The organism is Kitasatospora sp. NPDC098652, assembly GCF_044760155.1.
In the GTDB taxonomy this organism is placed as follows: domain Bacteria; phylum Actinomycetota; class Actinomycetes; order Streptomycetales; family Streptomycetaceae; genus Kitasatospora.
Window position 1 is genome coordinate 1 of sequence record NZ_JBIWAQ010000011.1, and the last position, 21,163, is coordinate 21,163.

The 21,163-nt window shown below is 74.4% G+C and carries 22 protein-coding genes and 1 pseudogene; 12 read left to right on the forward strand and 11 right to left on the reverse strand.

Annotated features, from left to right (window positions below; all coding sequences use genetic code 11):
- A partial coding sequence (locus ACIQWA_RS23160) for an RNA-guided endonuclease InsQ/TnpB family protein (RefSeq protein ID WP_402485254.1) occupies window positions 1–746 on the reverse strand: 746 nt, incomplete at its 3' end.
- Between the two features lie 140 nt (window positions 747–886).
- Entirely contained in the window at window positions 887–1,258 is a 372-nt protein-coding gene (locus ACIQWA_RS23165) for a hypothetical protein (RefSeq protein WP_360229982.1), read from the reverse strand.
- A 142-nt stretch (window positions 1,259–1,400) separates the two neighbouring features.
- Here ACIQWA_RS23165 and ACIQWA_RS23170 point away from each other — a divergent pair, with 142 nt between their 5' ends.
- From ACIQWA_RS23170 to ACIQWA_RS23185, 4 genes are all read left to right on the forward strand, one after another.
- Window positions 1,401–1,718 carry an ArsR/SmtB family transcription factor gene (locus tag ACIQWA_RS23170; protein WP_402485256.1) on the forward strand — a complete coding sequence of 106 codons (318 nt, stop codon included), beginning with the start codon at window positions 1,401–1,403 and terminating at the stop codon, window positions 1,716–1,718.
- Window positions 1,719–2,066: 348 nt separating this feature from the next.
- On the forward strand, window positions 2,067–2,756 hold the full coding sequence (locus ACIQWA_RS23175; RefSeq protein WP_402485258.1) for an alpha/beta hydrolase: 690 nt from the start codon (window positions 2,067–2,069) through the stop codon (window positions 2,754–2,756).
- A 180-nt stretch (window positions 2,757–2,936) separates the two neighbouring features.
- Entirely contained in the window at window positions 2,937–3,614 is a 678-nt protein-coding gene (locus ACIQWA_RS23180; protein WP_402485261.1) for a hypothetical protein, read from the forward strand.
- 300 nt (window positions 3,615–3,914) lie between these two features.
- Window positions 3,915–5,120 (forward strand): serine hydrolase domain-containing protein, encoded by a 1,206-nt coding sequence (locus tag ACIQWA_RS23185; RefSeq protein ID WP_402485264.1) that lies wholly within the window; start codon window positions 3,915–3,917, stop codon window positions 5,118–5,120.
- A 10-nt stretch (window positions 5,121–5,130) separates the two neighbouring features.
- Here the strand turns inward: ACIQWA_RS23185 and ACIQWA_RS23190 are convergent, their stop codons facing one another.
- On the reverse strand, window positions 5,131–6,006 hold the full coding sequence (locus tag ACIQWA_RS23190; RefSeq protein WP_402485267.1) for a helix-turn-helix domain-containing protein: 876 nt from the start codon (window positions 6,004–6,006) through the stop codon (window positions 5,131–5,133).
- A gap of 115 nt (window positions 6,007–6,121) precedes the next feature.
- On the opposite strand from ACIQWA_RS23190, the gene ACIQWA_RS23195 reads away from it, so the two are divergent.
- The 7 genes from ACIQWA_RS23195 to ACIQWA_RS23225 all read left to right on the forward strand — a co-directional run bounded on the left by ACIQWA_RS23195 (window position 6,122) and on the right by ACIQWA_RS23225 (window position 10,479).
- Window positions 6,122–7,003, forward strand: a complete 882-nt coding sequence (locus tag ACIQWA_RS23195) for an alpha/beta fold hydrolase (protein WP_402485270.1) — start codon at window positions 6,122–6,124, stop codon at window positions 7,001–7,003.
- Window positions 7,004–7,082: 79 nt separating this feature from the next.
- Window positions 7,083–7,439, forward strand: a complete 357-nt coding sequence (locus ACIQWA_RS23200) for a DUF6204 family protein (RefSeq protein WP_402485273.1) — start codon at window positions 7,083–7,085, stop codon at window positions 7,437–7,439.
- A 72-nt stretch (window positions 7,440–7,511) separates the two neighbouring features.
- A complete protein-coding gene (locus tag ACIQWA_RS23205) occupies window positions 7,512–8,039 on the forward strand; it encodes a MarR family transcriptional regulator (protein ID WP_402485276.1) in 528 nt (175 codons plus the stop codon).
- A gap of 84 nt (window positions 8,040–8,123) precedes the next feature.
- Window positions 8,124–8,822 carry a class I SAM-dependent methyltransferase gene (locus ACIQWA_RS23210; RefSeq protein ID WP_402485279.1) on the forward strand — a complete coding sequence of 233 codons (699 nt, stop codon included), beginning with the start codon at window positions 8,124–8,126 and terminating at the stop codon, window positions 8,820–8,822.
- Entirely contained in the window at window positions 8,819–9,241 is a 423-nt protein-coding gene (locus ACIQWA_RS23215; RefSeq protein ID WP_402485282.1) for a sulfurtransferase TusA family protein, read from the forward strand. The genes ACIQWA_RS23210 and ACIQWA_RS23215 overlap by 4 nt, the downstream gene beginning before the upstream one ends.
- Before the next feature lie 92 nt (window positions 9,242–9,333).
- Complete coding sequence (locus ACIQWA_RS23220) at window positions 9,334–9,996, forward strand: ChbG/HpnK family deacetylase (protein ID WP_402485285.1); 663 nt, start codon at window positions 9,334–9,336, stop codon at window positions 9,994–9,996.
- A gap of 30 nt (window positions 9,997–10,026) precedes the next feature.
- The gene (locus ACIQWA_RS23225; protein ID WP_402485288.1) at window positions 10,027–10,479 is read left to right on the forward strand and encodes a hypothetical protein; all 453 of its coding nucleotides are present in this window, start codon (window positions 10,027–10,029) and stop codon (window positions 10,477–10,479) included.
- On the opposite strand, the gene ACIQWA_RS23230 is transcribed toward ACIQWA_RS23225, so the two are convergent.
- The 4 genes from ACIQWA_RS23230 to def form a co-directional block, all read right to left on the reverse strand.
- On the reverse strand, window positions 10,442–11,536 hold the full coding sequence (locus ACIQWA_RS23230; RefSeq protein ID WP_402485291.1) for a MerR family transcriptional regulator: 1,095 nt from the start codon (window positions 11,534–11,536) through the stop codon (window positions 10,442–10,444). The genes ACIQWA_RS23225 and ACIQWA_RS23230 overlap by 38 nt on opposite strands.
- Before the next feature lie 140 nt (window positions 11,537–11,676).
- The gene (locus tag ACIQWA_RS23235; RefSeq protein ID WP_402485294.1) at window positions 11,677–13,125 is read right to left on the reverse strand and encodes an RsmB/NOP family class I SAM-dependent RNA methyltransferase; all 1,449 of its coding nucleotides are present in this window, start codon (window positions 13,123–13,125) and stop codon (window positions 11,677–11,679) included.
- Window positions 13,126–13,277: 152 nt separating this feature from the next.
- Window positions 13,278–14,216, reverse strand: coding sequence for a methionyl-tRNA formyltransferase (fmt, locus tag ACIQWA_RS23240; protein WP_360230012.1), 939 nt, complete (start codon window positions 14,214–14,216; stop codon window positions 13,278–13,280).
- 37 nt (window positions 14,217–14,253) lie between these two features.
- Complete coding sequence (def, locus tag ACIQWA_RS23245; protein ID WP_360230014.1) at window positions 14,254–14,799, reverse strand: peptide deformylase; 546 nt, start codon at window positions 14,797–14,799, stop codon at window positions 14,254–14,256.
- Window positions 14,800–15,054: 255 nt separating this feature from the next.
- Between def and ACIQWA_RS23250 the strand changes: the two are divergent.
- Window positions 15,055–15,489: pseudogene (locus tag ACIQWA_RS23250) on the forward strand (hypothetical protein); the annotation flags it as partial.
- 393 nt (window positions 15,490–15,882) lie between these two features.
- Here ACIQWA_RS23250 and ACIQWA_RS23255 read toward each other — a convergent pair.
- The 4 genes from ACIQWA_RS23255 to rpoZ all read right to left on the reverse strand — a co-directional run bounded on the left by ACIQWA_RS23255 (window position 15,883) and on the right by rpoZ (window position 21,130).
- Entirely contained in the window at window positions 15,883–17,967 is a 2,085-nt protein-coding gene (locus ACIQWA_RS23255; protein WP_402485297.1) for a primosomal protein N', read from the reverse strand.
- Between the two features lie 99 nt (window positions 17,968–18,066).
- Entirely contained in the window at window positions 18,067–19,275 is a 1,209-nt protein-coding gene (gene metK, locus ACIQWA_RS23260) for a methionine adenosyltransferase (protein WP_360230017.1), read from the reverse strand.
- A 172-nt stretch (window positions 19,276–19,447) separates the two neighbouring features.
- Entirely contained in the window at window positions 19,448–20,677 is a 1,230-nt protein-coding gene (coaBC, locus tag ACIQWA_RS23265) for a bifunctional phosphopantothenoylcysteine decarboxylase/phosphopantothenate--cysteine ligase CoaBC (RefSeq protein WP_402485300.1), read from the reverse strand.
- A gap of 183 nt (window positions 20,678–20,860) precedes the next feature.
- Window positions 20,861–21,130 (reverse strand): DNA-directed RNA polymerase subunit omega, encoded by a 270-nt coding sequence (gene rpoZ, locus ACIQWA_RS23270; protein WP_350736755.1) that lies wholly within the window; start codon window positions 21,128–21,130, stop codon window positions 20,861–20,863.
- Window positions 21,131–21,163 lie beyond the last annotated feature (33 nt).

A 21,163-nucleotide genomic window follows, 5' to 3' on the forward strand; every position in this document is an offset into this window, starting at 1 on the left:
AAGTCGGCACGGCGGTCGCGGACGCGTCCGGTGATCGCGTTGATCTTCGCCACGACGGCCCGGCGCCGGTTGCCGCCCCGCTTGCACCGTGCGAGCTGCTGTTGCAGGCGGCGCAGCCGCGCCGTCTCACCGTCGGTAGCGTAAGGGCGGTCGTGGAACACGCCGTCGCTGGTGACCGCCGCGACCTTCACGCCCCGGTCCACACCCACCGCCGTGCCCGGCATCGCGTGCCGCTCCGGAGCGCTCTTGCCGTCGTCCACAAGGAACGACACGAACCAGTGCGCGCCCTTCCGGGACACGGTCGCGGACCGCACCTCACCCCCGAGCGGGCGAGACCGGCGGAACCGGACCCACCCGAGCTTCGGGAGCTTCGCCCGGCCCCACTTCCGGCCGGTCCGCTCCACCGTGATCAGGTTCCCCGCCGGGAACCGGAACGACGCCGACCAGCGGGCCTTGGACCGCCACCGGACCCTGAACGTCCCGTGATCCTTACACGCCCGGTCCAAGTCCTTGAGGGTCTGCTGCAACACGTGCGACGGAGCATCGGCCAGCCATGGGAACTCCCGCTTCGCCTCCGCCAGCTCCTTGCACTGCGGGGCGTAGTTCATCCACGCACCCCGGCGGCGGTACTCCCGGCGCTGCTCAAGAGCGGTGTTCCACACCGACCGGCACACATCACCGAACATCATGCACAACTCCGCCTGATCCGGCGTGAGTTCAAGCCGATACCTACGACCGGACAGCATGGGAACACCCCCCTCGGTTGCTGTGATCAACATAGTGGACGTCACTGACAACGCAGCGACCTGCGCCGCTTCGCGGCTCCGGGCCAAGGACCGGCTAACCCCGGCCTGAAGGCCGGGGCCTGCGCCGGAGACAAAAGAGGTCAGTCCGCGAAGACGGCCCGGTCCTTCACGAACTCGACGTACTCGAACACCGCCCCGCCCGGGTGCCGGACGGTCGCGTTACGGCCGGTCGGCACCTCGTTGGGGCCGTCCAGCAGTTCGCCCCCCAGGGCGGCCAGCAGCGGCCCGAGGCCGTCCAGGTCGTCGACCAGCAGCGTGCTCTGCACCCTGCGGAAGCGCGCCAGCGCCTCCTCCGGGCCGGCGACGACCAGCAGGCCGCCGATCCGCGCGACCTCCACCCCCGCATAGGGGAAGCGCAACCCCTCGCGCTCGCCGGTGAGTTCGCGCAGCGTGGGCAGGACCGTGTCGAGGTCGTCCACGTACACCCGGGCCAGCGTCTCCAGCACCTTCATCGTCACAACCTCCGGAGGGTCCAGTCGACCGTCAGGACAGTTCGACTTTCCCGAACTGTCGAACTGGGATACTAGACAGCGCGCCGCCCCGCCGCCAGGGCCGGCCGGAACCAGTGCCGGACCCGAGGAGCCCGAGGACCCGATGCGGACCCTGACCCAGCCCCACCCCGAGGACTTCGACCTCGCCACCGTCCTGCACGCCCTCGGCGACCCGGTCCGGCTCCAACTCGTCCGCCGCCTCGCCGAGGAGGGCGAGACCACCTGCAGCCCCGAGGGGCTCACCGTCCCCAAGTCGACCCTGTCCAACCACTGGCGGATCCTCCGCGAGGCCGGCCTGGTCACCGTCCGCACCAGCGGCCGGGCCCGCCTGGTCACGCTCCGCCGCGACGAACTCGACGCCCGCCTCCCCGGCCTGCTCGCCGCCGTGCTCGACGCAACCGCACTCCGTCACGACCGGTGACCAACGCCCGTACCCCCGAGCCGGGTTGAGGCGCGCCTGGGCGGGCGCCCCCGACCGGGTGGACCTCGGCGCCCGACCGTACGTGGACGCACGGCCGCTCGTTCTGCTGTGCCCCGGTGCTTCGCCTGGCCATCGGGTCAACGACTGGGTCTGGTGGTCCCTCGTCACGCACTGCGACCCACCGCCGGAACCGTAGAATCCGGGTGTTCCGGGAGCCCGGCCGTTCGGGAGCCCGGCCGTTCGGGAACCCCGCCGTTCGGCAACCCGGCCGTCCGGGGGATCCGGCCGTCCCGCCGAGGGGCTACCCCGGGCAGCACCGTCCCCCGACCGTCCGCAGGAAGGACCGGCGTGTTCCGAGCGCAGCGCCCGCACACCGCACAGCTCACCCCGTGGGAGGGCGACGGACCGGTCTCCGGCGTCGCCCTGCTGCTCCCCGGCGGGTTCATCCGCAGCCGGCGCGGACCGCTGCGGCTCGCCGAGCTCGGCCTCCAGGGACTCACCGCCGAACTCGCCGACCGCGGCCGCCCGCACGGCCTCGCGGTGCACCTGCTGCGCTACCGCCACGGCGGCTGGAACGGCGCCGACGCCGACACCGCCGTCGACACCCGGTGGGCGCTGGAGGAACTCGACCGCCGCTACCCGGGCGTGCCGGTGGTGCTCATCGGCAACTCGCTCGGCGGGCGGGCCGCGTTCTGGTGCGCGGGGCACCCGAACGTCGTCGGGGTGGCCGAGCTCGCCCCCTGGCTGCCCACCGGCGACCGGGTCGACCAGCTCGCCGGGCGGCGGGTGCTGATCGTGCACGGCACCGCCGACCACAGCGCGGCCAACGCCGCCCAGTCGCTGGAGTACGCGCTGCGCGCCCGGGAGGTCGCGCCCGACCTCGCGCGGTACGAGGTGCCCGGCGGGAGCCACTACCTGGTCCGGCAGAGCGCCGACATCAATACGCTGATCACGGACTTCACCCTGACCGCGCTGGGCGCCGAGGCGGCGCCGCTGGCGGCGGGGGCGGTCTGCACCCGACTGCCGGTCCGGGCGTAGTCGCGGGACCAGCCCCCGGCCCCCGGTGCCCTGCCCGGCCCTGCCGATCGGCAGGGCCGGGCGCCGGATCCGGCGGTCGCTTTATGCCGATCGGCACATGTCGGGAGGGGGTCGGGGCGGCCAGTCTTGGCGTCACCGAGACGGCGGCCACCGGGGCCGCCGGAGAAGGGGGTCTCCACCGTGTTCCGCTTCGGCCTTACCGCCCGTACCGCCTCTACCGCCTCTACCGGCCGCAACGCCCGCGCCCGAGCCGCCCGCACCGCCGCGGCCGCCGTCACGGGGCTCGCCCTCGTGGCGCTCACCGCACCGGCCCCGGCCGGTGCCGCCCCGTCCACCGACTCCACCGCCACCGACTCCACCGCCACCGCCCGGGTCAGTGGATCCGGCCGGATCCACTACGCCCCCCGCCCCAACGACGAGATCCGGTTCACGGTCGACGCTGTGGCCGCCCCCGGCAGCCGCCCCCTCCCCGGCATTCCGCACGGTCTGCCCACCGACGCCCGGGGCACCGTCCACTTCTCCCACCGTGTGGTCGAGACCGGCGAGGTCCGCCAGGCCGACGCCGCGGTCGACTGCCTCGCCACCGGTGGCCCCGTCGCCACCCTGACGGCTGTGATCACCAAGTCCGACGCCCTGCCGGTCGGCCAGCGAATAGGCCTGAGCATCTACGACGCCCACGGCCACGGGCGGGACCGCCTCGGCTTCTCCTGGGGCGTGGGCAACACGGACGTGGACAAGGACGGCAATCCCTACCAGCCCGTCGTCGGCACCTGCATGGCGCTGGCCCCCTTCGCCCCCGTCACCAGCGGCGGCTTCACGGTCCACTCCGTCGAACTGCCCACCCCGTCCGCCCCCTGACCCAACCCGAAACAGCTGCTGTGCCGGTAGCCACTGTCGTGGGCCGCCGACCGCACCAGCCGCACGCCCCCGCACCCGCACCCGTCCACAACCACCCACGCCTGTCCGCACCCCACACGACCGATCCACCCGCCCCGTCCACGACGCCCGCCACCGGCCGCCGGTTCCCCGGCCGAGCAGCGCCGAGCCGCCACGCCCACGGCCGATCGCCCGGAATGAGAGAACTGACTTGACGTCACATCGCGTCCCTTCAAGGCGGACACCACAGAACCCGCCCGCCCCACCGACCCCGGAGGACTCATGCCCATCGCCAAACGCACCGCCCTCGCCCTCGCCGGCCTGCTCCTCGCCGCCACACCCACGGCCGCCCTGGCCGACGCCACCACGGCCCGAGGCGGCCCCGACAGAGCCGCGCTCAACGCCGCCATAGCCACCCGACCAGGGGATCCCACCGCGGGTGCGCTCGCCCGGGTGACGGTCGACGGCCAGGCGTGGCGCGGTACCGCCGACGACCCGGTGAGCGGGCAGCCGGTCGCGCCGAACGCCGCCTTCCGGATCGGCAGCATCAACAAGACCTTCGTGGCCGCCGTGGTGCTCCAACTCGCCGCCGAGCACCGGATCGACCTGGACGGCACCGTCCAGCAGTACCTGCCCGGGGTCCTGCCCGACGGGACGGGCGGCAGCCCGGTCTACCAGCCGGTCACCGTCCGCCAACTCCTCGACCACACCAGCGGACTGCCGCAGGCCGTGGAGGGCCCGGTGGGCGTCGAGAACGGCGACCGCGACGGCCTGATCGCCCAGCGCTTCGGGATCGAGACCTTCGACGAGGTCGTCCAGCGCACCCTGCGGCCCACCGACCGGCCCTGGCCCGTGCCGGCCACGCCCGGCACCGAGCAGGAGTACAACAACTTCAACTACCGCCTGGCCGGCCTGCTCATCGAACGCGTGACGGGCCGCTCGCTCCAGCAGGAGGTGACCACCCGCATCCTCGACCCCCTCCACCTGCGGCACACCGAACTGACCGGGGGCGCGCCGCAGATGCCCGAACCGCACCTGACCGGATACCTCGACAGCAACGCCGGTATCCCGACGGACGTCTCCGAACAGGGTGGCAACGCCGAGTCGATGATCTCCACCCCGGCCGACCTGGACCGCTTCCTGCGCGCCCTGTTCGACGGCGAGCTCCTGCCACCGCAGCAGCTGCACGACCTCTTCACCCTGCCACGCGACGCCTCCGGGCAGTTGCTGCCCTACCACGGCACCGACGACTGCCGGTTGGGGCCGGACAAGGGCAAGGCCTGCTACAGCGCCGGGCTGCTGTCCCTCCCGTTACGGGACGGCACCGTGGTCTGGGGCAAGTCCGGGCACGACCTCGGCTACTCCGGCGGCTACTTCGCCACCGCTGACCTGCGCAAGCGCCTGGTCTACTCCGTCGGCTCCAGCGGCGGCACGCCGCCCCAGGCCCTGCGCCTGGCGGTCACCGTCTTCGGTCCCTTCGCCCGCTGATCCCACCGGCTCAGCGGCCGGCCGCGGCCTCCCGCCAGTGGCCGGGCGACTCCCCGGCGAGCCGCCGGAAGAAGGCGGCGAAGTTGGCGGCGTCATCGAAGCCGACCCGCTCCGCGCACCGGGCCAGTGACAGGTCCGTGTGCGCCAGCAGCCGCTTGGCCTCCAGCAGGATGCGCTCGTCCAGGAAGCGCTTCGCCCCGAGCCCACTGGCCGCACGGCTCGCCCTGGTCAAGGTCCGTACCGTGTAGCCGAGTTCGTGGGCGTAGTCGGCGACGTGGTGCCGCCGGGCGAAGCTCTCCTCGACCGCCGTACGGTACCGCCGGAAGACCTCCCGGTCGCCGGTCGCCGCCGACGGCCGTACTGACTCGGGTGGGGCGACCCGGAGCAGCAGCGCCGCCAGCAGGTGCCCGAGCAGGGCCCTGGAGAAGGGCTCCTCCCGGGCCACCGCCGCCGCATGCTCCCGCGCCAGGTGCTCGACCCCGGCCAGCACCAACCCCCAGTCCTCCTCGTCCACTTGCCAGCAGGACGCCCCGAACGCGGCATCCCCGGCAAGCCCAGCCGACCCGGCCGCCCCGGACGCCCCCGCCCCGACCACCCCCGCCAGGACCTCCGGCTCGAACAGCACCAGCGGCCCGTCCACCCCGTCGACCTCCGCCCACCGGTGCACCACACCCGGGCGGATCCAGACCACGCTCCGCTCCCCCAGCGAGTGGTCGACGAAGTCCGCCACCTGCCGACCGCTGCCCGAACGCACCAGCGCCAGCACGTGGAAGTCCGGCCGCTGCGGCCGCTCCCGGCGCCGGGCCCGGTCCATCCGGCGCAACCGCTCGAAGCTCAACACCTCCACCCCGAACCCCGCCGACCCGGCCTCCGGGCTGTAGCGCACCTGCCGGATCCCGGGAGCTTGTCCGTTTTCCACTGTCACTGTGCACCTTTCGACCGCGCCTCAGGCCCGCTCCCGACCGTAGCCTCCTGGGAGCACCCACTCCGAGGAGACCACCATGCTGCCGGAATCCACCAGCCGCCCCGCCCCTGCCCAGACCCCCGCCCACCCCCTCACCCCCGTCCCCGTCGACGGCGGCACCCTCCAGGTCCGGCACCAGGTCCAAGGTCAGCACCAGCGCCAGGCCCCGGGCGGCCCCACCCTGGTCCTCGCCCACTACTGGGGCGGCTCGGCCCGTACCTGGGACGCCTTCGTCGGCCACCTGCCGCCTGGGCGCGGCACCGTGCGCTACGACCAGCGCGGCTGGGGCCGGTCCCGCGCGCTGCCCGGCCCGTACCACCTGGAGCAGCTCGCCGACGACCTCCTCGCCGTCACCCGTCGGCTCGCCCTGGACCACTTCGTCCTGGTCGGCCACTCCATGGGCGGCAAGGTGTGCCAACTCGCCGCCGCGCAACGGCCGGAGGGCCTGGCCGGGCTCGTCCTGGTCGCCCCCGCCCCGCCGCGACCGGCCCCCACCGCCACCCTCGACCACCGGCAGGCGCTCGCCCACGCCTACGACTCACCGCAGTCCGTGGGCCACGCCCTCGACCACGTCCTGACCGCCACCCCGCTGCCGCCGGGGGTACGCGCCGCCGCCGTCCAGGACAGCATGGCCGCCGACCTCCCGGCCCGCGAGGAGTGGCCGCTGCACGGCCTCGCCACCGACATCACCGCCGCCAGTGCCCGGATCCAGGTGCCAACCCTGGTCCTGACGGGCCGACACGATCGGGTCGAACCGGCGGAGCTGCTCCGCACCCACCTGCTTCCCCACCTCCCGCACGCCCGCCTCACGGTCGTCCCCGGCGCCGGCCACCTGCTCCCGCTGGAAGCCCCCGCCTCCCTAGCTGACGCCGTCGAGTCCTTCACAGCAGGCCTCGCCGCCCCGGCCGACCTCCGGTGAGCCACGCCATGGCACACCGCCGACCCGGCCACCGAAATCGCATTGGCGGTCCGCCGCCCCCACTGCCTATCGTCGGGGCATGACCACCCGAACCTTCCGCATCATGGTGCGCGGCGTCTTCGACGGACTCAGCGAGGAGCAGCGCGCCGAGCTCCTCGCCGCCGCCCCGGAGCACGACGTGCTGCACGCCGCCTTCACCCGCGAGGGCCACCTCAGCTACGACCTCACCGCACGCACCGCCTTCACCTTCCGCTTCCTGGACGAGGGCGAGGCCGAGGAGGACATCCTGGAGGCCACCGAGCGGGCCGAACAGGCCGCGCAGTCCTGGCTGACGGCCCGCGGCTACGGCTTCAAGAACCTCCGCTCCCAGGCCGAGGACCTCTCCCAAGCGCCACTGGGCAAGCGCCGGCGGCGCTCCGCCGGCACCACCGGCTGACCGACCCCCCTCCCCTGCCACCTCCTTGACGGCTCCGCCCGTGCATATACTTGAGCAGTCAAGGAGGTGGCAATGACAAGCCCCGAGAACCCCGGCCCCGACCCCAACCCCAGCCAAAACCCCCGCCCCGACACCGCCCCCCACCCCGACCCACTCGACACCGCACTGCGCCTGGTCCGCGCCCAGACAGCCGTGGTCAAGCGCTTCGACGCGAGCCTCAGCGGCCTGCACGGCGTGAGCCTGTCCGACTTCACCCTGCTGCTGCACCTCGCCCAGGCCCCCGGTGGCCGGATGCGCCGGGTCGACCTCGCCGAGGCCCTCGGCCTCACCGCCTCCGGCGTCACCCGCGGCCTCGCCCCGCTGGAGCGGATCGGCCTGGTGACCCGCGAGGCCGCCGCCCGCGACGCCCGGGTCGCGTACGCCGCCCTCACGCCGACCGGCCGCGAGCGGCTCGCCGAGATGCTGTACACCGCCCGCCAGGTCGCCACCGAGCACTTCGCCCCCGACCAGTGGAGCGGCGAGGACCTCACCCAGCTCTCCGCCCTGCTCACCCGCCTCGGCGGCACCGCCCCCGAACACCGCCACCTCCCGAAGCCCTAGGCTGGGCCAGGACCACCGACACCACCAGAACCACCAGCACCAGCACCAGCACCACGCCGAACCCCCGCGAAGGGCAGCAGCACCATGACCCGCACTCCCGACCCGACGCCCGCCCCGGCGCCGCACCGGGAGCCCGCCCTCGCCGAGGCCCAACGCACCCACTGGCAGCAGACCTACCGCTCCCACCCCGAGATGTACGGCGAGCAGCCGTCCGCCCCCGCCCGGTACGCCGCCCGGGCCTTCGCCGCCGCCGGCGCCCGCGAGGTGCTCGAACTGGGCGCCGGCCACGGCCGCGACGCCCTCCACTTCGCCCGTACCGGCTTCTCCGTCCTGGCCACCGATTTCAGCCCGACCGGCCTGGAGCAACTGCGCACCACCGCCGCCGCGCAGGGCCTGGCCGAGCGGGTCCGGACCACCGTGCACGACGTCCGCGACCCGCTGCCCCTCCCCGACGCCTCCGTCGACGCGGTCTTCGCCCACATGCTGCTCTGCATGGCACTCACCACACCCGAGGTCGAGGCCCTGGTCGCCGAGGTCCGCCGGGTCCTGCGCCCGGGCGGCACCTTCGTCTACACCGTCCGTCACACCGGCGACGCCCACTACGGCGCCGGCACCGGCCACGGGGACGACATCTGGGAACACGGCGGCTTCGCCGTCCACTTCTTCCCCCGCGAGCTGGTGGACCGGCTCGCCGAGGGCTGGCACCTCGCCGAGGTCCACGCCTTCGAGGAGGGCGACCTGCCCCGCCGCCTCTGGCGCATCACCCAGGAGATCCCCCGATGACCACCCCCGACGACGCCGTCCGCAACGCCGCCGCCCCCGCGAACGCCGCCCCCGACCTCACCGTCGACGGCACCGGCCTGCTCTGCGTCCAACTCCTGCTCCGCCTGCGCAAGCAGATCGCCCATCTCCCGGCCGGCGCCGTGGTCCACATCCTGACGACCGATCCGGCCGCCCCGCTCGACCTGCCCGCCTGGTGCCACCTGACCGGCCATGAGTACCTCGGCCCGGTCCTCTCCCCGGCGCCGGGCCACGACGTGTACGGCCTGCGCCTCACCTCCGCCCCCGTCCCGACCCGCCCCGACCGCCCGTGGCACCCCGCCCCGACCACCTCGAACGACCCGGACACCCCGGACAACCCCGAGGGCACCTCCGGCGCCACTTCCCAGGCCACTCCCGAGGACACGACCGCCGCGCACTGAGCCCCCGACCGGGCCCGCCCCCACCGGAGCCCGGCCGAGGCCGAGCGGAAATCCCCGCGCGCCCGCCCCCTCCCCGGGTGAAGACTGCCCCCATGCCCACCGCAGCCCCCACCCCGGCCGGCTGGGCCACGCTCGCCGCGAACGCCCGGATCGACGACGTCGAGCGCGAGTTCCGCGCCCAGATCGACGCCGTCGAGGCGAGCGGCCTTAGCCCGACCCACCTGGACTTCCACTGCCTGGCCGACGGCGGCCGCGAGGACATCCTCGACCTCACCCTCGACCTCGGCGCTGAGTACGACCTGGCGGTGCGGGTCTGGCTGCCGCCCGCCCTGGACCGGCTGCGCGAGCACGGGCTGCCGGTGGTCGACCACGGCTTCCTCGACAGCTTCGCCGTGCCGCCGGAGGACAAACCCGCCCACTACGCCCGCCTGTTCGCGGCCCTCCCGCCGGGCCTGACCGAGTGGGCCGTCCACCCGAGCCTCGCCGCCGGCCCGCACCCCAGCCTCCCGACCACCGTCAGCGCCGCCGCCACCACCGACCCCGCCACCGCCGCCGGCCCCGCCGACGACGGCAGGCGCGTCCGCCGCAGCGACTACGACTTCCTGGTCTCCCCCGAGGCCCACCGCCTGCTCGCCGAGCACGCGGTCACCGTGCTCGGCTACGACGCCCTGCGGGAGGCCTGGCGGGCCGCCCGCGGCCGGGTCACGCCACGCGCCCCGGTCGGACCGGTGTGCCACGATGAGGAGAAAACGTAACGACCCGGCCCCACAGGGAGGTTGACCACCATGGACTCGATCCTCAGCTGCCACTGGCACGACCAGGACGGCACGTGGGAACTGACCGTCCGTCGCAACGGACCGGCGTGGGAGCTGTTCGCGGCCGCGCCGTTCGGTTCGGAGTCGCTCCCCTTCGCCGACCCGGACGAGGTCCGCCGGCTCGCCCAGACCCTCCTCGACCTGCCCGCCGAGCCCGAGCCGTACGAGTTCGAATGGACGCTCTCCCGGACGGACTTCGCCGACACCGAGCGGGAACGCACCCTCTTCGCGACCTTCGCCGTGGGCCTGGACCCCGACGACGACCACCGGCCCTACCTCGCCTACCAGTCCTCCCACCACCTGCGCGGGTTCGCGGCGCTCGGCCTGGAGGTGATCTGCGAGGACCCCCCGGTCGACCACCTCCGCGCCCAGGCCCACGCCTTCCTCACCAACTGCCCGGCCCCGCCTCCCCTCCAGCCGTAACCTCCGCCGCCCGCGCAACCTGCACAGCCTGCACGGCCCGTACCGCCCAGTCCAGCACCTCACCCGAACTCTCCGGCGCCACCCACCCGTTGACGACTGCCAGCAGCTCCAGGTACCGCTCCCGCCGGGGGTCCGCCATCGCCCGCAGTCGCCTCACCAGCCGATCCACCAACCGCTCCACCGGCGGATCCACCGACGGATCCACCGGCCGGGCCCGCAGTTGCTCCCCCGCCCCCGCCGTACCCACCAGGCCCGCGTACCGCTCCAGCAGGGCCGCGACCACCCGCGCGGCCTCCGCCGATCCCGGCTCCACTCCCGCCGCCACCGCCGGCCCGACCGTCTCCCGCACCAGTACGGCCAGCCCGGGCCGGGGCGGCGCACCGGGCGCGGCCTCCGCCGCCTCGTCCTCCGCCAGTGTGCGCAACAGCTCCCGGAACCCGTCGTCCCCGGCCAGCAGCGCCAACTCCACCCAGGCCTCGACCTGTTCGTCCGAGGGCTGCTCCGGCAACCGAGGCGTCAGCGACGTGGCCACCCCACCCCAGCGCCCCTCCACACCGGACCCGGCGCCCGCTCCGGACGCCGCGCCCCCTCCGGACACCGCAGCCGCGCCGAACACCGCGGCCAGGAACTCCCCGACCAGGCGCCCCCGTTCGTCCTCCGTCAATCGGGCCAGCCGGTGCACGAGCGTCAACTCCTCCGTGGTCGCCCCGCGCGCGGCCACCGTCCGCAGCACCGCCTGCCGCAGCCGCAGCACCCGGATCCGGACGTCCAGCGCCGCGGCGTGCGCCGCCGCGACCTCGGACAACGCGCGCTCCCGGCCCAGCACCTGCCGGATCTCCGGCAGGCCGAGCCCGAGCTCGCGCAGGGTGCGCACCAGATCCAGGCGGGCGACGGCGTCCGCGCCGTACCGCCGGTGGCCGGCCGGGGTGCGGTCGGCCGGCGACACGATCCCCTGGTCCGAGTAGAACCGGACGGTCTTCACCGTCAGCCCGGTCCGCCGAGCCAGTTCACCGATCGTCAGAGCCGGGTGTACCGGCCGGAGCGCGTCGCCGTTCATGGCCACCACCCTGCCGCCTCCCCTTACGGGAGGTGCAAGCAGAGGTGCACCCAGCCCCGGAGCCGCACCCGCACCCAGCCCCGGAGCCCTACCCAGCCCCGGAGCCCCCCGGAGCCCCACCCAGAGCTACACCCAGCCGCTCAGGCCGTCCGCCGCAGCAACGCCAGGTACATCGCGTCCGTCCCGTGCAGGTGCGGCCACAGCTGCACGTCCGGCCCGTCGCCGAGCGCCGGAACGCCGGGCAGCAGCGGCCGGGCGTCGATCCACTCGACCCGGCCGCCCTGCTCACGCAGCACGTCGTCGACCACCGCCCGGGTCTCCGCGAGGTGCGGCGAGCAGGTCGCGTAGCCGACCACGCCGCCGATCCGGGTGGCGTCGATCGCCGAGCGCAGCAGGTCCCGCTGGAGCGGGCCGAAGGCCGCGACATCGGCCGGCCGGCGCCGCCAGCGCGCCTCCGGGCGGCGCCGCAGCGCGCCCAGGCCGGAGCAGGGAACGTCGACCAGCACCCGGTCGAAGCCGCCGGAGCGCCAGGCCGGGCGCGTCCCGTCGGCCGCGATCACCGTGTACGGGCCGGGGTTGCCCTCCAGCGCCCGCGCCACCAGCCGGGCCCGGTGCGGCTGCTTCTCGCTGGCGACCAGCCCCGCGCCGCGCTCCGCCGCCAGGGCCCCGAGCAGGGCGGCCTTGCCGCCCGGTCCGGCGCAGCCGTCCAGCCAGAGCCGGTCCGGGCCGTCCAGCGGCGCGCTCGCGAGCGCCAGGGCGACCAGCTGGCTGCCCTCGTCCTGCACGCCGGCCCGGTTCTCCCGGACGGCGGTCAGCGCACCGGGGTCGCCGCCCTCGGCGAGCCGCAGCGCGAACGGGGACCAGCGCCCGGGCTCGGCCTCGGGCAGCACCTCGGCCAGCTCGCCGACGGTGGCCCGGCCGGGCCGGGCGACCAGGGTGACCTCGGGCCGGGCGTTGTCGGCCCGCAGCAGTTCCTCGATCGCGGTGCGCCCGGAGGCGTCCGGCTGCCAGCGGCCGAGCGAGTCCCAGAGCGCGGAGACCACCCAGCGCGGGTGCGAGTGCACGACCGCCAGGTGGTCCTCGGCGTCCTTGTCGTACGGCGGGGCGACCCGCTCGATCCAGGCGTCCAGGTCGTGGGCGCTGATCCGGCGCAGCACGGCGTTGACGAACTTGGCCTTGCCGTCGCCGAGCACCACCCGGGCCAGCTCGACGGTCGCCGAGACGGCCGCGTGGCTGGGGATGCGGGTGGTGAGCAGCTGGTGGGCGCCGAGCGAGAGCACGTCCAGCACCGGCGGGTCGACCTTGCTCAGCGGCCGGTCGATGCAGGCGGCGATGACCGCGTCGTAGGTGCCCTGGAGCCGCAGGGTGCCGTAGACGAGTTCGGTGGCGAGGGCGGCGTCGCGCCGGTCCATGCCCTTCTGCTCGGCCTCGCGGAGCAGGGAGGGCAGGATCAGGTTGGCGTACGCGTCGCGCTCGTCGACGGCGCGCAGCGCCCGGAACGCGACGATCCGGGCCGGGTCCTTCTTGGGCCGCCGGTGCGGACGGGGGGCGCGCTTGGCGCCGGCGGGAGTGTTCGGGGGCGTGCTCACGGATACCTCAAAGTGCTGCGGTGGTTATTAGTGCTGCGGTGGTTGTTTCGGTACGGATCGTACGGATCGTACGGATCGCATGGAACAGAACAAGATCGTACGGAACAGAACGAACAGTAACGCCAAACGAACAGTAGCGCCGGAGCGCAGGCTCAGCCTCCGAACCGCTCCCCGGCCTCCAGCCGGGCCCCGCGCGCCCAGTCGGCGGCCCGCATCTCCTTCTTCCCCTGCGGACGCACCTCCGCCAGCTCCAGGTCGTGCGAGCCGGTGCCGACCCGCACGCTGTTCTTGCCGACCATCGCGACCTCGCCCGGCGCCAGCTCGGCCGACTCCGGCAGCAGCTTGACCGGCCCGGTGACCTTGAGCCGCTCGCCCCGGAACTCCGTCCACGCGCCCGGCGCGGGCGCGCAGCCGCGCACCACCCGGTCGATCCGCAGCGCGGGGTGGTTCCAGTCGATCCGGGCGTCCTCGACGGTGATCTTCGGCGCGAGGGTGACGCCCTCGGCGGGCTGCGGCACGGCGTGCAGCGAGCCGTCCTCGATGCCGTCCATGGTGGCCACCAGCAGCCGGGCGCCGGAGACCGAGAGCCGGGTGAGCAGTTCGCCGCTGGTGTCGCTCGGGCGGATCTCCTCGGTGATCACCCCGTAGACCGGGCCGGAGTCCAGGCCCTGCTCGATCAGGAAGGTGGAGGCGCCGGTCACCTCGTCACCGGCCAGCACCGAGTGCTGGACGGGGGCCGCGCCGCGCCAGGCGGGCAGCAGCGAGAAGTGCAGGTTGACCCAGCCGTGCTTCGGGATCTCCAGCGTGCCGGGGCGCAGCAGCGCACCGTAGGCGACCACCGGGCAGCAGTCGGGGGCGAGTTCGGTGAGCCGGGCGACGAAGTCCGGGTCGCTGGGCTTCGCCGGCTTGAGGACCTCGATCCCGGCCTCCTCGGCGCGCTGGGCGACGGGGCTGGCGACCAGCTTGCGCCCGCGCCCGGCGGGGGCGTCGGGGCGGGTGACCACCGCGACGACCTCGTGCCGGTCGGAGGCGATCAGCGCGTCGAGGGCGGGAACGGCGACCTCGGGGGTGCCGGCGAAGACGAGACGCATCAAGTGCCTTTCTGCATACGGGAATCGGGGAACGAACTCAGCGCGCGGAGCCGAAGGTGCTGTGCGGCGAGACCTTGACGACGGGCGCCGGCCCGGTGCCCCAGTCGGCCTCCCGGACGGCCTTCAACGCGGCCTTGCGCTGCTCCCGGTCGAGCCGGTCGATGAAGATGATGCCGTCCAGGTGGTCGGTCTCGTGCTGGATGCACCGGGCGAGCAGCTGGGTGCCCTCCAGCGTGACCGGATCCCCGTACATGTTGAAGCCCTTGGCCACCACGCCGTACGCGCGCTTGGTGTCGAAGCGCAGTCCGGGCAGCGAGAGGCAGCCCTCCGGGCCCTCCTGCTCGTCCTCGCTGAGCGACAGGTCCGGGTTGATCAGGTGCCCGGTCACGCCGTCCACGTGGTACGTGAACACCCGCAGCGAGACGCCGAGTTGGGGCGCGGCGAGGCCGGCGCCGGGGGCGTCGAGCATGGTGTCGGTGAGGTCGGCGACCAGCTTGCGCAGTTCCTTGTCGAAGGTGGTCACCGGCTGGGCGGTGGCCCGCAGGACGGGGTCTCCGAAGAGACGGATCGGCTGGATCGCCACGGGGTACGGGCTCCTGTCCGGGCTGGGCTCGGGCTTCGGTCAACGGCTGCTTCCCGCCAAGTCTATGCAACCCGCCCGGGCACTCCGACGGGCCGTCCTCGGACGCCCGCACCGGCGTCTGGCATATCCCGAGTCGCCGAGCCGCGTTACCCCGGCCCCCGCTTCGGCGTTGGTCAAGAGAGATTGACCAGGGCCGGGCGCACGGGACACCGCGCCCCGGCCGAGCTGAACCGTACGGAAGGTGGCACGTAGGCCATGGCTGAGCAGATCAACCACGACGCCCGGGCGCGGGCGAGCCTGCACCTGCTGGTGCGGGACATCGAGCGGGTGAGGCGCCAGGTCGACGCGCTGCGGACGCTCACCGCCCAGCTGGGCAACGTCTACCGACCGCGCCGTCCGAGCACCTCGGCCGGCTTCGTGGTGTACGGGCGGGCGCCGGCGCCGACCGTGCGCCTGGCGCAGGAGCTGCGGGAGAGCGTGGAGACCCTGGTGGCGGCGGCGGTCGAGTTCGACCGGGCGCTGGGCTTCTCCTGGGACTCGGTGGGCTCCGCCCTCGGGGTCACCAAGCAGGCGGTCCACCGCCGCTACGGGATGCGCCGCCCGACCAGCGAGCTCCTCGCCGCCAGCGGCGCCGTCCCCGGCCCCACCCGCCCGGACCGCTCCGAGGAGCTGCCCGTCCCCACCGAACGCAGCGGCGGCCTGGCCGCCACCGTCCCGGCGGCCCGCCAGGGCGGCCTGGACCGCTCCAGCCTGGAGCGCAACGCCCTCGACCGCACCCCGATCGAGCGCACCCCCATCGAGCGCACCCCGATCGACCGCACCCCCGTCGGCTCGCCCGTCGACCGGACGCCGCTCGACCGCACCCCCATCGACCGCACCCCCATCGACCGGACCCCGCTCGACCGGACCCCCGTCGACCGCGACCGCACGCCCGCCGAGCGCCCGCCGACCGGCATCCCCCTCCGCGGCTGACCACCCGCGCCGACGACGGGGCCGCCCCGGGGCGGGGTGGCCCACTCACCCCGCCCCCGCAGGCCCCTCACCCCCGCAGGCCCCTCACCCCCGCAGGCCCGCCACCCACCGCTACCCGATGTCCGTCGGATCCACCCGCACCCGCACCGGCTCCGCCGTCCGCAGCGCGATCCGCGCGATCTGCGCCGCCTTGAGCGCCGCCGCCAGCGCGGCCCCCTGCCCGGGCGCCACCCGCAGCAGCGCCCGCTCCTGCTCCTCCCCGCGCAGCGCGGGCACCGCCACCGGCCCGAGCACGTCCGCGCCCTCCGGCAGCCGGATCAGGTTCAGCAGGTCGGCGACGGCCGCCGGGCTCCCGCTGACCGACGCCATCCGCGACACCGGCGGGAAGTGCAGCTGCGCCCGTTCGTCCCGTTCCTGCCCGGCGTGCCCCAGCGGGTCCCAGCGGACCAGGGCCTGCACCGGCCGGGCCGAGGGCTCGGCGACCACGACGACCGTCCCGCCCTCCCCGGCGGGCCGGGCCAGGGTGGCGGCGGCCAGCCAGAGCCGCAGGGTCTCCTCCCCCGCCCGCAGGTCGGGCCGGCCGAGCAGGGCCCAGCCGTCCAGCAGCAGCACCGCCCCGTACCCGGGGCCGCCCTCGACCACCGGCTCCGCGCCCGGGGTGGAGATCACCAGCGAGGCCTCGTCCGGCACGGCGTCCAGCACCGCGTCCCGTCCCGAGGTCCGGACCGGGATCCGCGGGAACGCCTTGCCCAGCTCCTCCGCGGTGCGCCGGGCGCCGACCACCTGGGCCCGCAGCCGGAAGGAGCCGCACTCGGGGCAGTGCCAGTCGTTCTCCGCCTCCCCGCACCAGCCGCAGCTGAGCGAGGCGTCGGCCGAGGGCGCCTCCAGCGGCCCCTCGCAGCGCCGGCAGCGGGCGGGGGTTCGGCAGCGGCCGCAGGCGAGCCGGGGCACGTAGCCGCGCCGGGGCACCTGGATGAGCACCGGGTGCCCGGCCGCCAGCGACTCCCGGGCGGCCTCCCAGGCGACCGAGGGCAGCCGGGCGGCCTGGGCGGCGGCGTCCCGGTGCTGGTCCTGGTCGGTGACGGTCCGCACCCGGGGGGCGACCTGCCGCACCGTCTCCCGGTCGGCGACCAGCGGCCGGGCCCAGCCGGTGGCGACCAGCTGGGCGCCCTCCACGGTCACCGCGTGCCCGCCGAGCAGCACGGCCGCGCCCTCCTCGGCGGCGCGCAGCAGCGCCACCTCGCGCACGTGCGGGTGGGGGGCGCGCGGGTCGCTGTGGCTGCCGTCCCCGTCGGACCAGACCACCACCAGCCCGAGGTCGCGGACCGGCGCGAACATGGTGGCCCTGGTCCCGATCGCGGCGTGCACCGAGCCGCGGCTGACCGCGAGCCAGCGCCGGTAGCGTTCGCGCGGGCCGAGGTCGGCCTCCAGCGCCATGTGCCGCCCGGGGCCGAGCAGCTCGGTCAGCGCCCGGTCGACCCGGGCGACCGACCGGCGGTCCGGCAGTACGACCAGGGCGCCGCGCCCGCCGGCCAGCGTCGCCGCGACCGCCCGGGCGATCTCGTACGGCCAGCCGGGCCCCGGGAGCGCCGCCCACACCGCCCGCGGCGAGCCGCCGGCGGCCAGCGCGGTGAGGAAGTCCGGCCCGGCCGGGTAGCGCTGCCAGCCCCCGGGCGCCGGGGCCTGGGGGCGCGGCAGCGGCGCCGGGGAGGGCTCCGCCTCGGCCTTGGCGTGCCGGGGCGGCACGGCGAGCTGGAGCACGTCGGCCAGCGTCCCGGCATACCGGTCGGCGACGGTGCGGCAGAGCCGCAGCAGCTGCGGGCTGAGCACCGGTTCGGGCGAGAGCACCTGCGCGAGCGGGGCGAGCGGGCCGGCGAAATCACTCTTCTCCAGGCGGGCGACGATGAACCCGTCGTGCAGTTCCCCCCCCTCGCGCTGCCCCTTGACCACCCTTGCCCCGAATCGCACCCGGACCCGGACGCCCGGCTGGGCCTCCTCGGCCATCGCGGCGGGCACCTCGTAGTCGAAGAGCTTGTCGATGGTGAGCACGCCCTTGTCCACCACGACCCGGGCCACCGGCAGGTGCTCGGCCCGCTTGGCCCCGCGCCACGACCGGGGCTTGGCCCGCTTGACCGTCTCCCGGATGAACGCCAGCTGCTCCGGCTCGGCGCCCCCGTTCTCCCCTGTGCTGCTCATCGCTCCCAAGTACTACCAGGTCACACCGACAGGACGCACAAAGCGCAGCGGCGCCCACCCCCGCGACGGGGGTGGGCGCCGCTCCGCGGAGCCGGGACGTCAGTCCTGGACGGCAGCCTTGAGCTGCTCCACGCGGTCGGTGCGCTCCCAGGTGAAGTCCGGCAGCTCACGGCCGAAGTGGCCGTACGCGGCGGTCTGGGAGTAGATCGGCCGCAGCAGGTCCAGGTCGCGGATGATCGCGGCCGGGCGCAGGTCGAAGACCTCGGAGACGGCCTTCTGGATGCTGAGGACCGGGACGGTCTCGGTGCCGAAGGTCTCCACGAACAGGCCGACCGGCTCGGCCTTGCCGATCGCGTACGCGACCTGCACCTCGGCGCGGCGGGCGAGGCCGGCGGCGACGATGTTCTTCGCCACCCAGCGCATCGCGTACGCGGCCGAGCGGTCCACCTTGGACGGGTCCTTGCCCGAGAAGGCGCCGCCACCGTGGCGGGCCATGCCGCCGTAGGTGTCGATGATGATCTTGCGGCCGGTGAGGCCGGCGTCGCCCATCGGGCCGCCGATCTCGAAGCGGCCGGTCGGGTTGACCAGCAGGCGGTAGCCGTCGGTGGTCAGCTTGATGCCCTGGTCGGCCAGCGCCTTGAGCTCCGGCTCCACGACGAACTCGCGGATGTCCGGGGTGAGCAGCGACTCCAGGTCGATGTCACTGGCGTGCTGGGTCGAGACGACCACGGTGTCCAGGCGGACGGCCTTGTCGCCGTCGTACTCGATGGTGACCTGGGTCTTGCCGTCGGGGCGCAGGTACGGGATGGTCCCGTTCTTGCGCACCTCGGTGAGGCGGCGGGAGAGGCGGTGCGCCAGGGTGATCGGCAGCGGCATCAGCTCGGGCGTCTCGTCGGACGCGTAGCCGAACATCAGGCCCTGGTCGCCGGCACCCTGCTTGTCCAGGTCGTCCTCATCGCCCTCGACCCGGGCCTCGTACGCGGTGTCGACACCCTGCGCGATGTCGGGCGACTGGGCACCGATGGACACCGACACGCCGCAGGAGGCGCCGTCGAAGCCCTTCTTGGAGCTGTCGTAGCCGATCTCCAGGATCTTGTCCCGGACGAGCTGGGCGATCGGAGCGTACGCCTTGGTGGTCACCTCGCCGGCCACGTGCACCTGGCCGGTCGTGATGAGCGTCTCCACGGCGACCCGGGAGGTCGGGTCCTCCCGCAGGAGAGCGTCAAGGATGGTGTCGCTGATCTGGTCAGCGATCTTGTCGGGGTGTCCCTCGGTCACGGACTCCGAGGTGAACAGGCGGCGAGACACAGCGCTCCCTGGGGTTGCAGCGGCTGCTGACTGAAGGCCCCCGGCGAACCGGGGACATCCGGAAAGACTTGATTCCTGGAGTCTAACCAACTGCTTCCGCCGAACGTCACCCGCTTCCGGAAATCAAGAACGTTCTCAAGCCGGAATCCGTCGGGAATCGAGCGGGAATCGATCAGTTCCGACCCGATTCCAGCCGCTTTGCCACCAGGTCCCAGACCACGTCCGCGAGCACCTCCTTGGGGCCCACCGGTACGGGGGTCTCACTGCCGTCCGCGCCCAGTACCACGGCCTCGTTGACGTCCTGCCCGAAGGCCTTGCCGTCGCCCACCTCGTTGACGACCAGCAGGTCGCAGCCCTTCCGGGCGAGCTTGGCGCGGCCGTTGGCGAGCACGTCGTCGGTCTCCGCCGCGAAACCCACCACCAGTTGACCCGAACGGGGTCGGTGCGCCGACAGCTCGGCCAGCACGTCGGGGTTGCGGACCAGCGCGACCGGCGCCGGCTCGACCCCCTCGACCTTCTTGATCTTGCCGGTGGCGTACTCGGCGGGCCGGAAGTCCGCCACGGCCGCGGCCATCACCACCGCGTCCGCGTCCGCGGCCGCCGCCAGTGCCGCCTCGCGCAGCTCCAGCGCGGTCGAGACGTGCACCACGTCCACCCCGGCCGGGTCCGGCAGCTCGGCGTTGGCCGAGACGAGGGTCACCCTCGCCCCGCGGGCCGCGGCGGTCACGGCGAGCGCGTAGCCCTGCTTGCCGGAGGAGCGGTTGCCGAGGTAGCGCACCGGGTCCAGCGGCTCCCGGGTGCCGCCGGCCGAGACCACCAGGTGCCGGCCGGCCAGGTCGGTCGGGACCGCCCCGCCACGGCGCAGCACGGCCCGGCAGGCCTCGAAGATCGCGCCGGGCTCGGGCAGCCGCCCCTTGCCGGTGTCCTTGCCGGTCAGCCGCCCGACGGCGGGCTCCAGCACGATCACCCCGCGGCGGCGCAGGGTGGCGACGTTCTCCCGGGTGGCCGGGTGCTCCCACATCTCGGTGTGCATCGCGGGCGCCACCACGACCGGGCAGCGGGCGGTGAGCAGGGTGTTGGTGAGCAGGTCGTCGGCGAGCCCGTGGGCGGCCTTGGCGATCAGGTCGGCGGTGGCGGGGGCGACCACCACCAGGTCGGCCTGCTGTCCGATCCGGACGTGCGGCACCTCGTGCACGCGCTCCCAGGTCTCGGTGGCGGCCGGGCGGCCGGAGAGCGCGGCCCAGGTGGCCTCGCCGACGAAGTGCAGCGCCGCCGCGGTGGGCACCACGGTGACCTGGTGGCCGGACTCGGTGAACCGGCGCAGCAGCTCGCACGCCTTGTAGGCGGCGATCCCGCCGCTGACACCGAGGACCACGCGGGGGGCGTCCGCACTCGCGCTCATCTACCGGCCTTTCTCCGCATGTCCGCATCGGGCACCCGACAGCTCGGGAACCCGCTCACCCTACGACCCCTCGGCGATCACCCGCACCGTGCCCCACCCCCGACCAGAAGACGGCCAGCGGAAACGCCGGAGGGCCCGGCGGAAGGATTCCGCCCGGCCCTCCGGGGAAGTTGCGGGGCTGCCTCAGACGGCGCCCTCGACCGCCTCGGCGGTCAGCATGCCGGCGTTGATCTCGCGCAGCGCGATCGACAGCGGCTTCTCGTGCACGTGGGTGTCGACCAGCGGGCCGACGTACTCCAGCAGGCCCTCGCCGAGCTGGGAGTAGTAAGCGTTGATCTGGCGCGCGCGCTTGGCGGCGTAGATCACGAGGCTGTACTTCGAGTCGGTGGCCTCAAGCAGCTCGTCGATCGGCGGGTTGATGATGCCCTCGGGCGCGGTCATGGAAGAGGACACGCGAAAACCTTCCGAAAGGGTGGAAAAGACTGA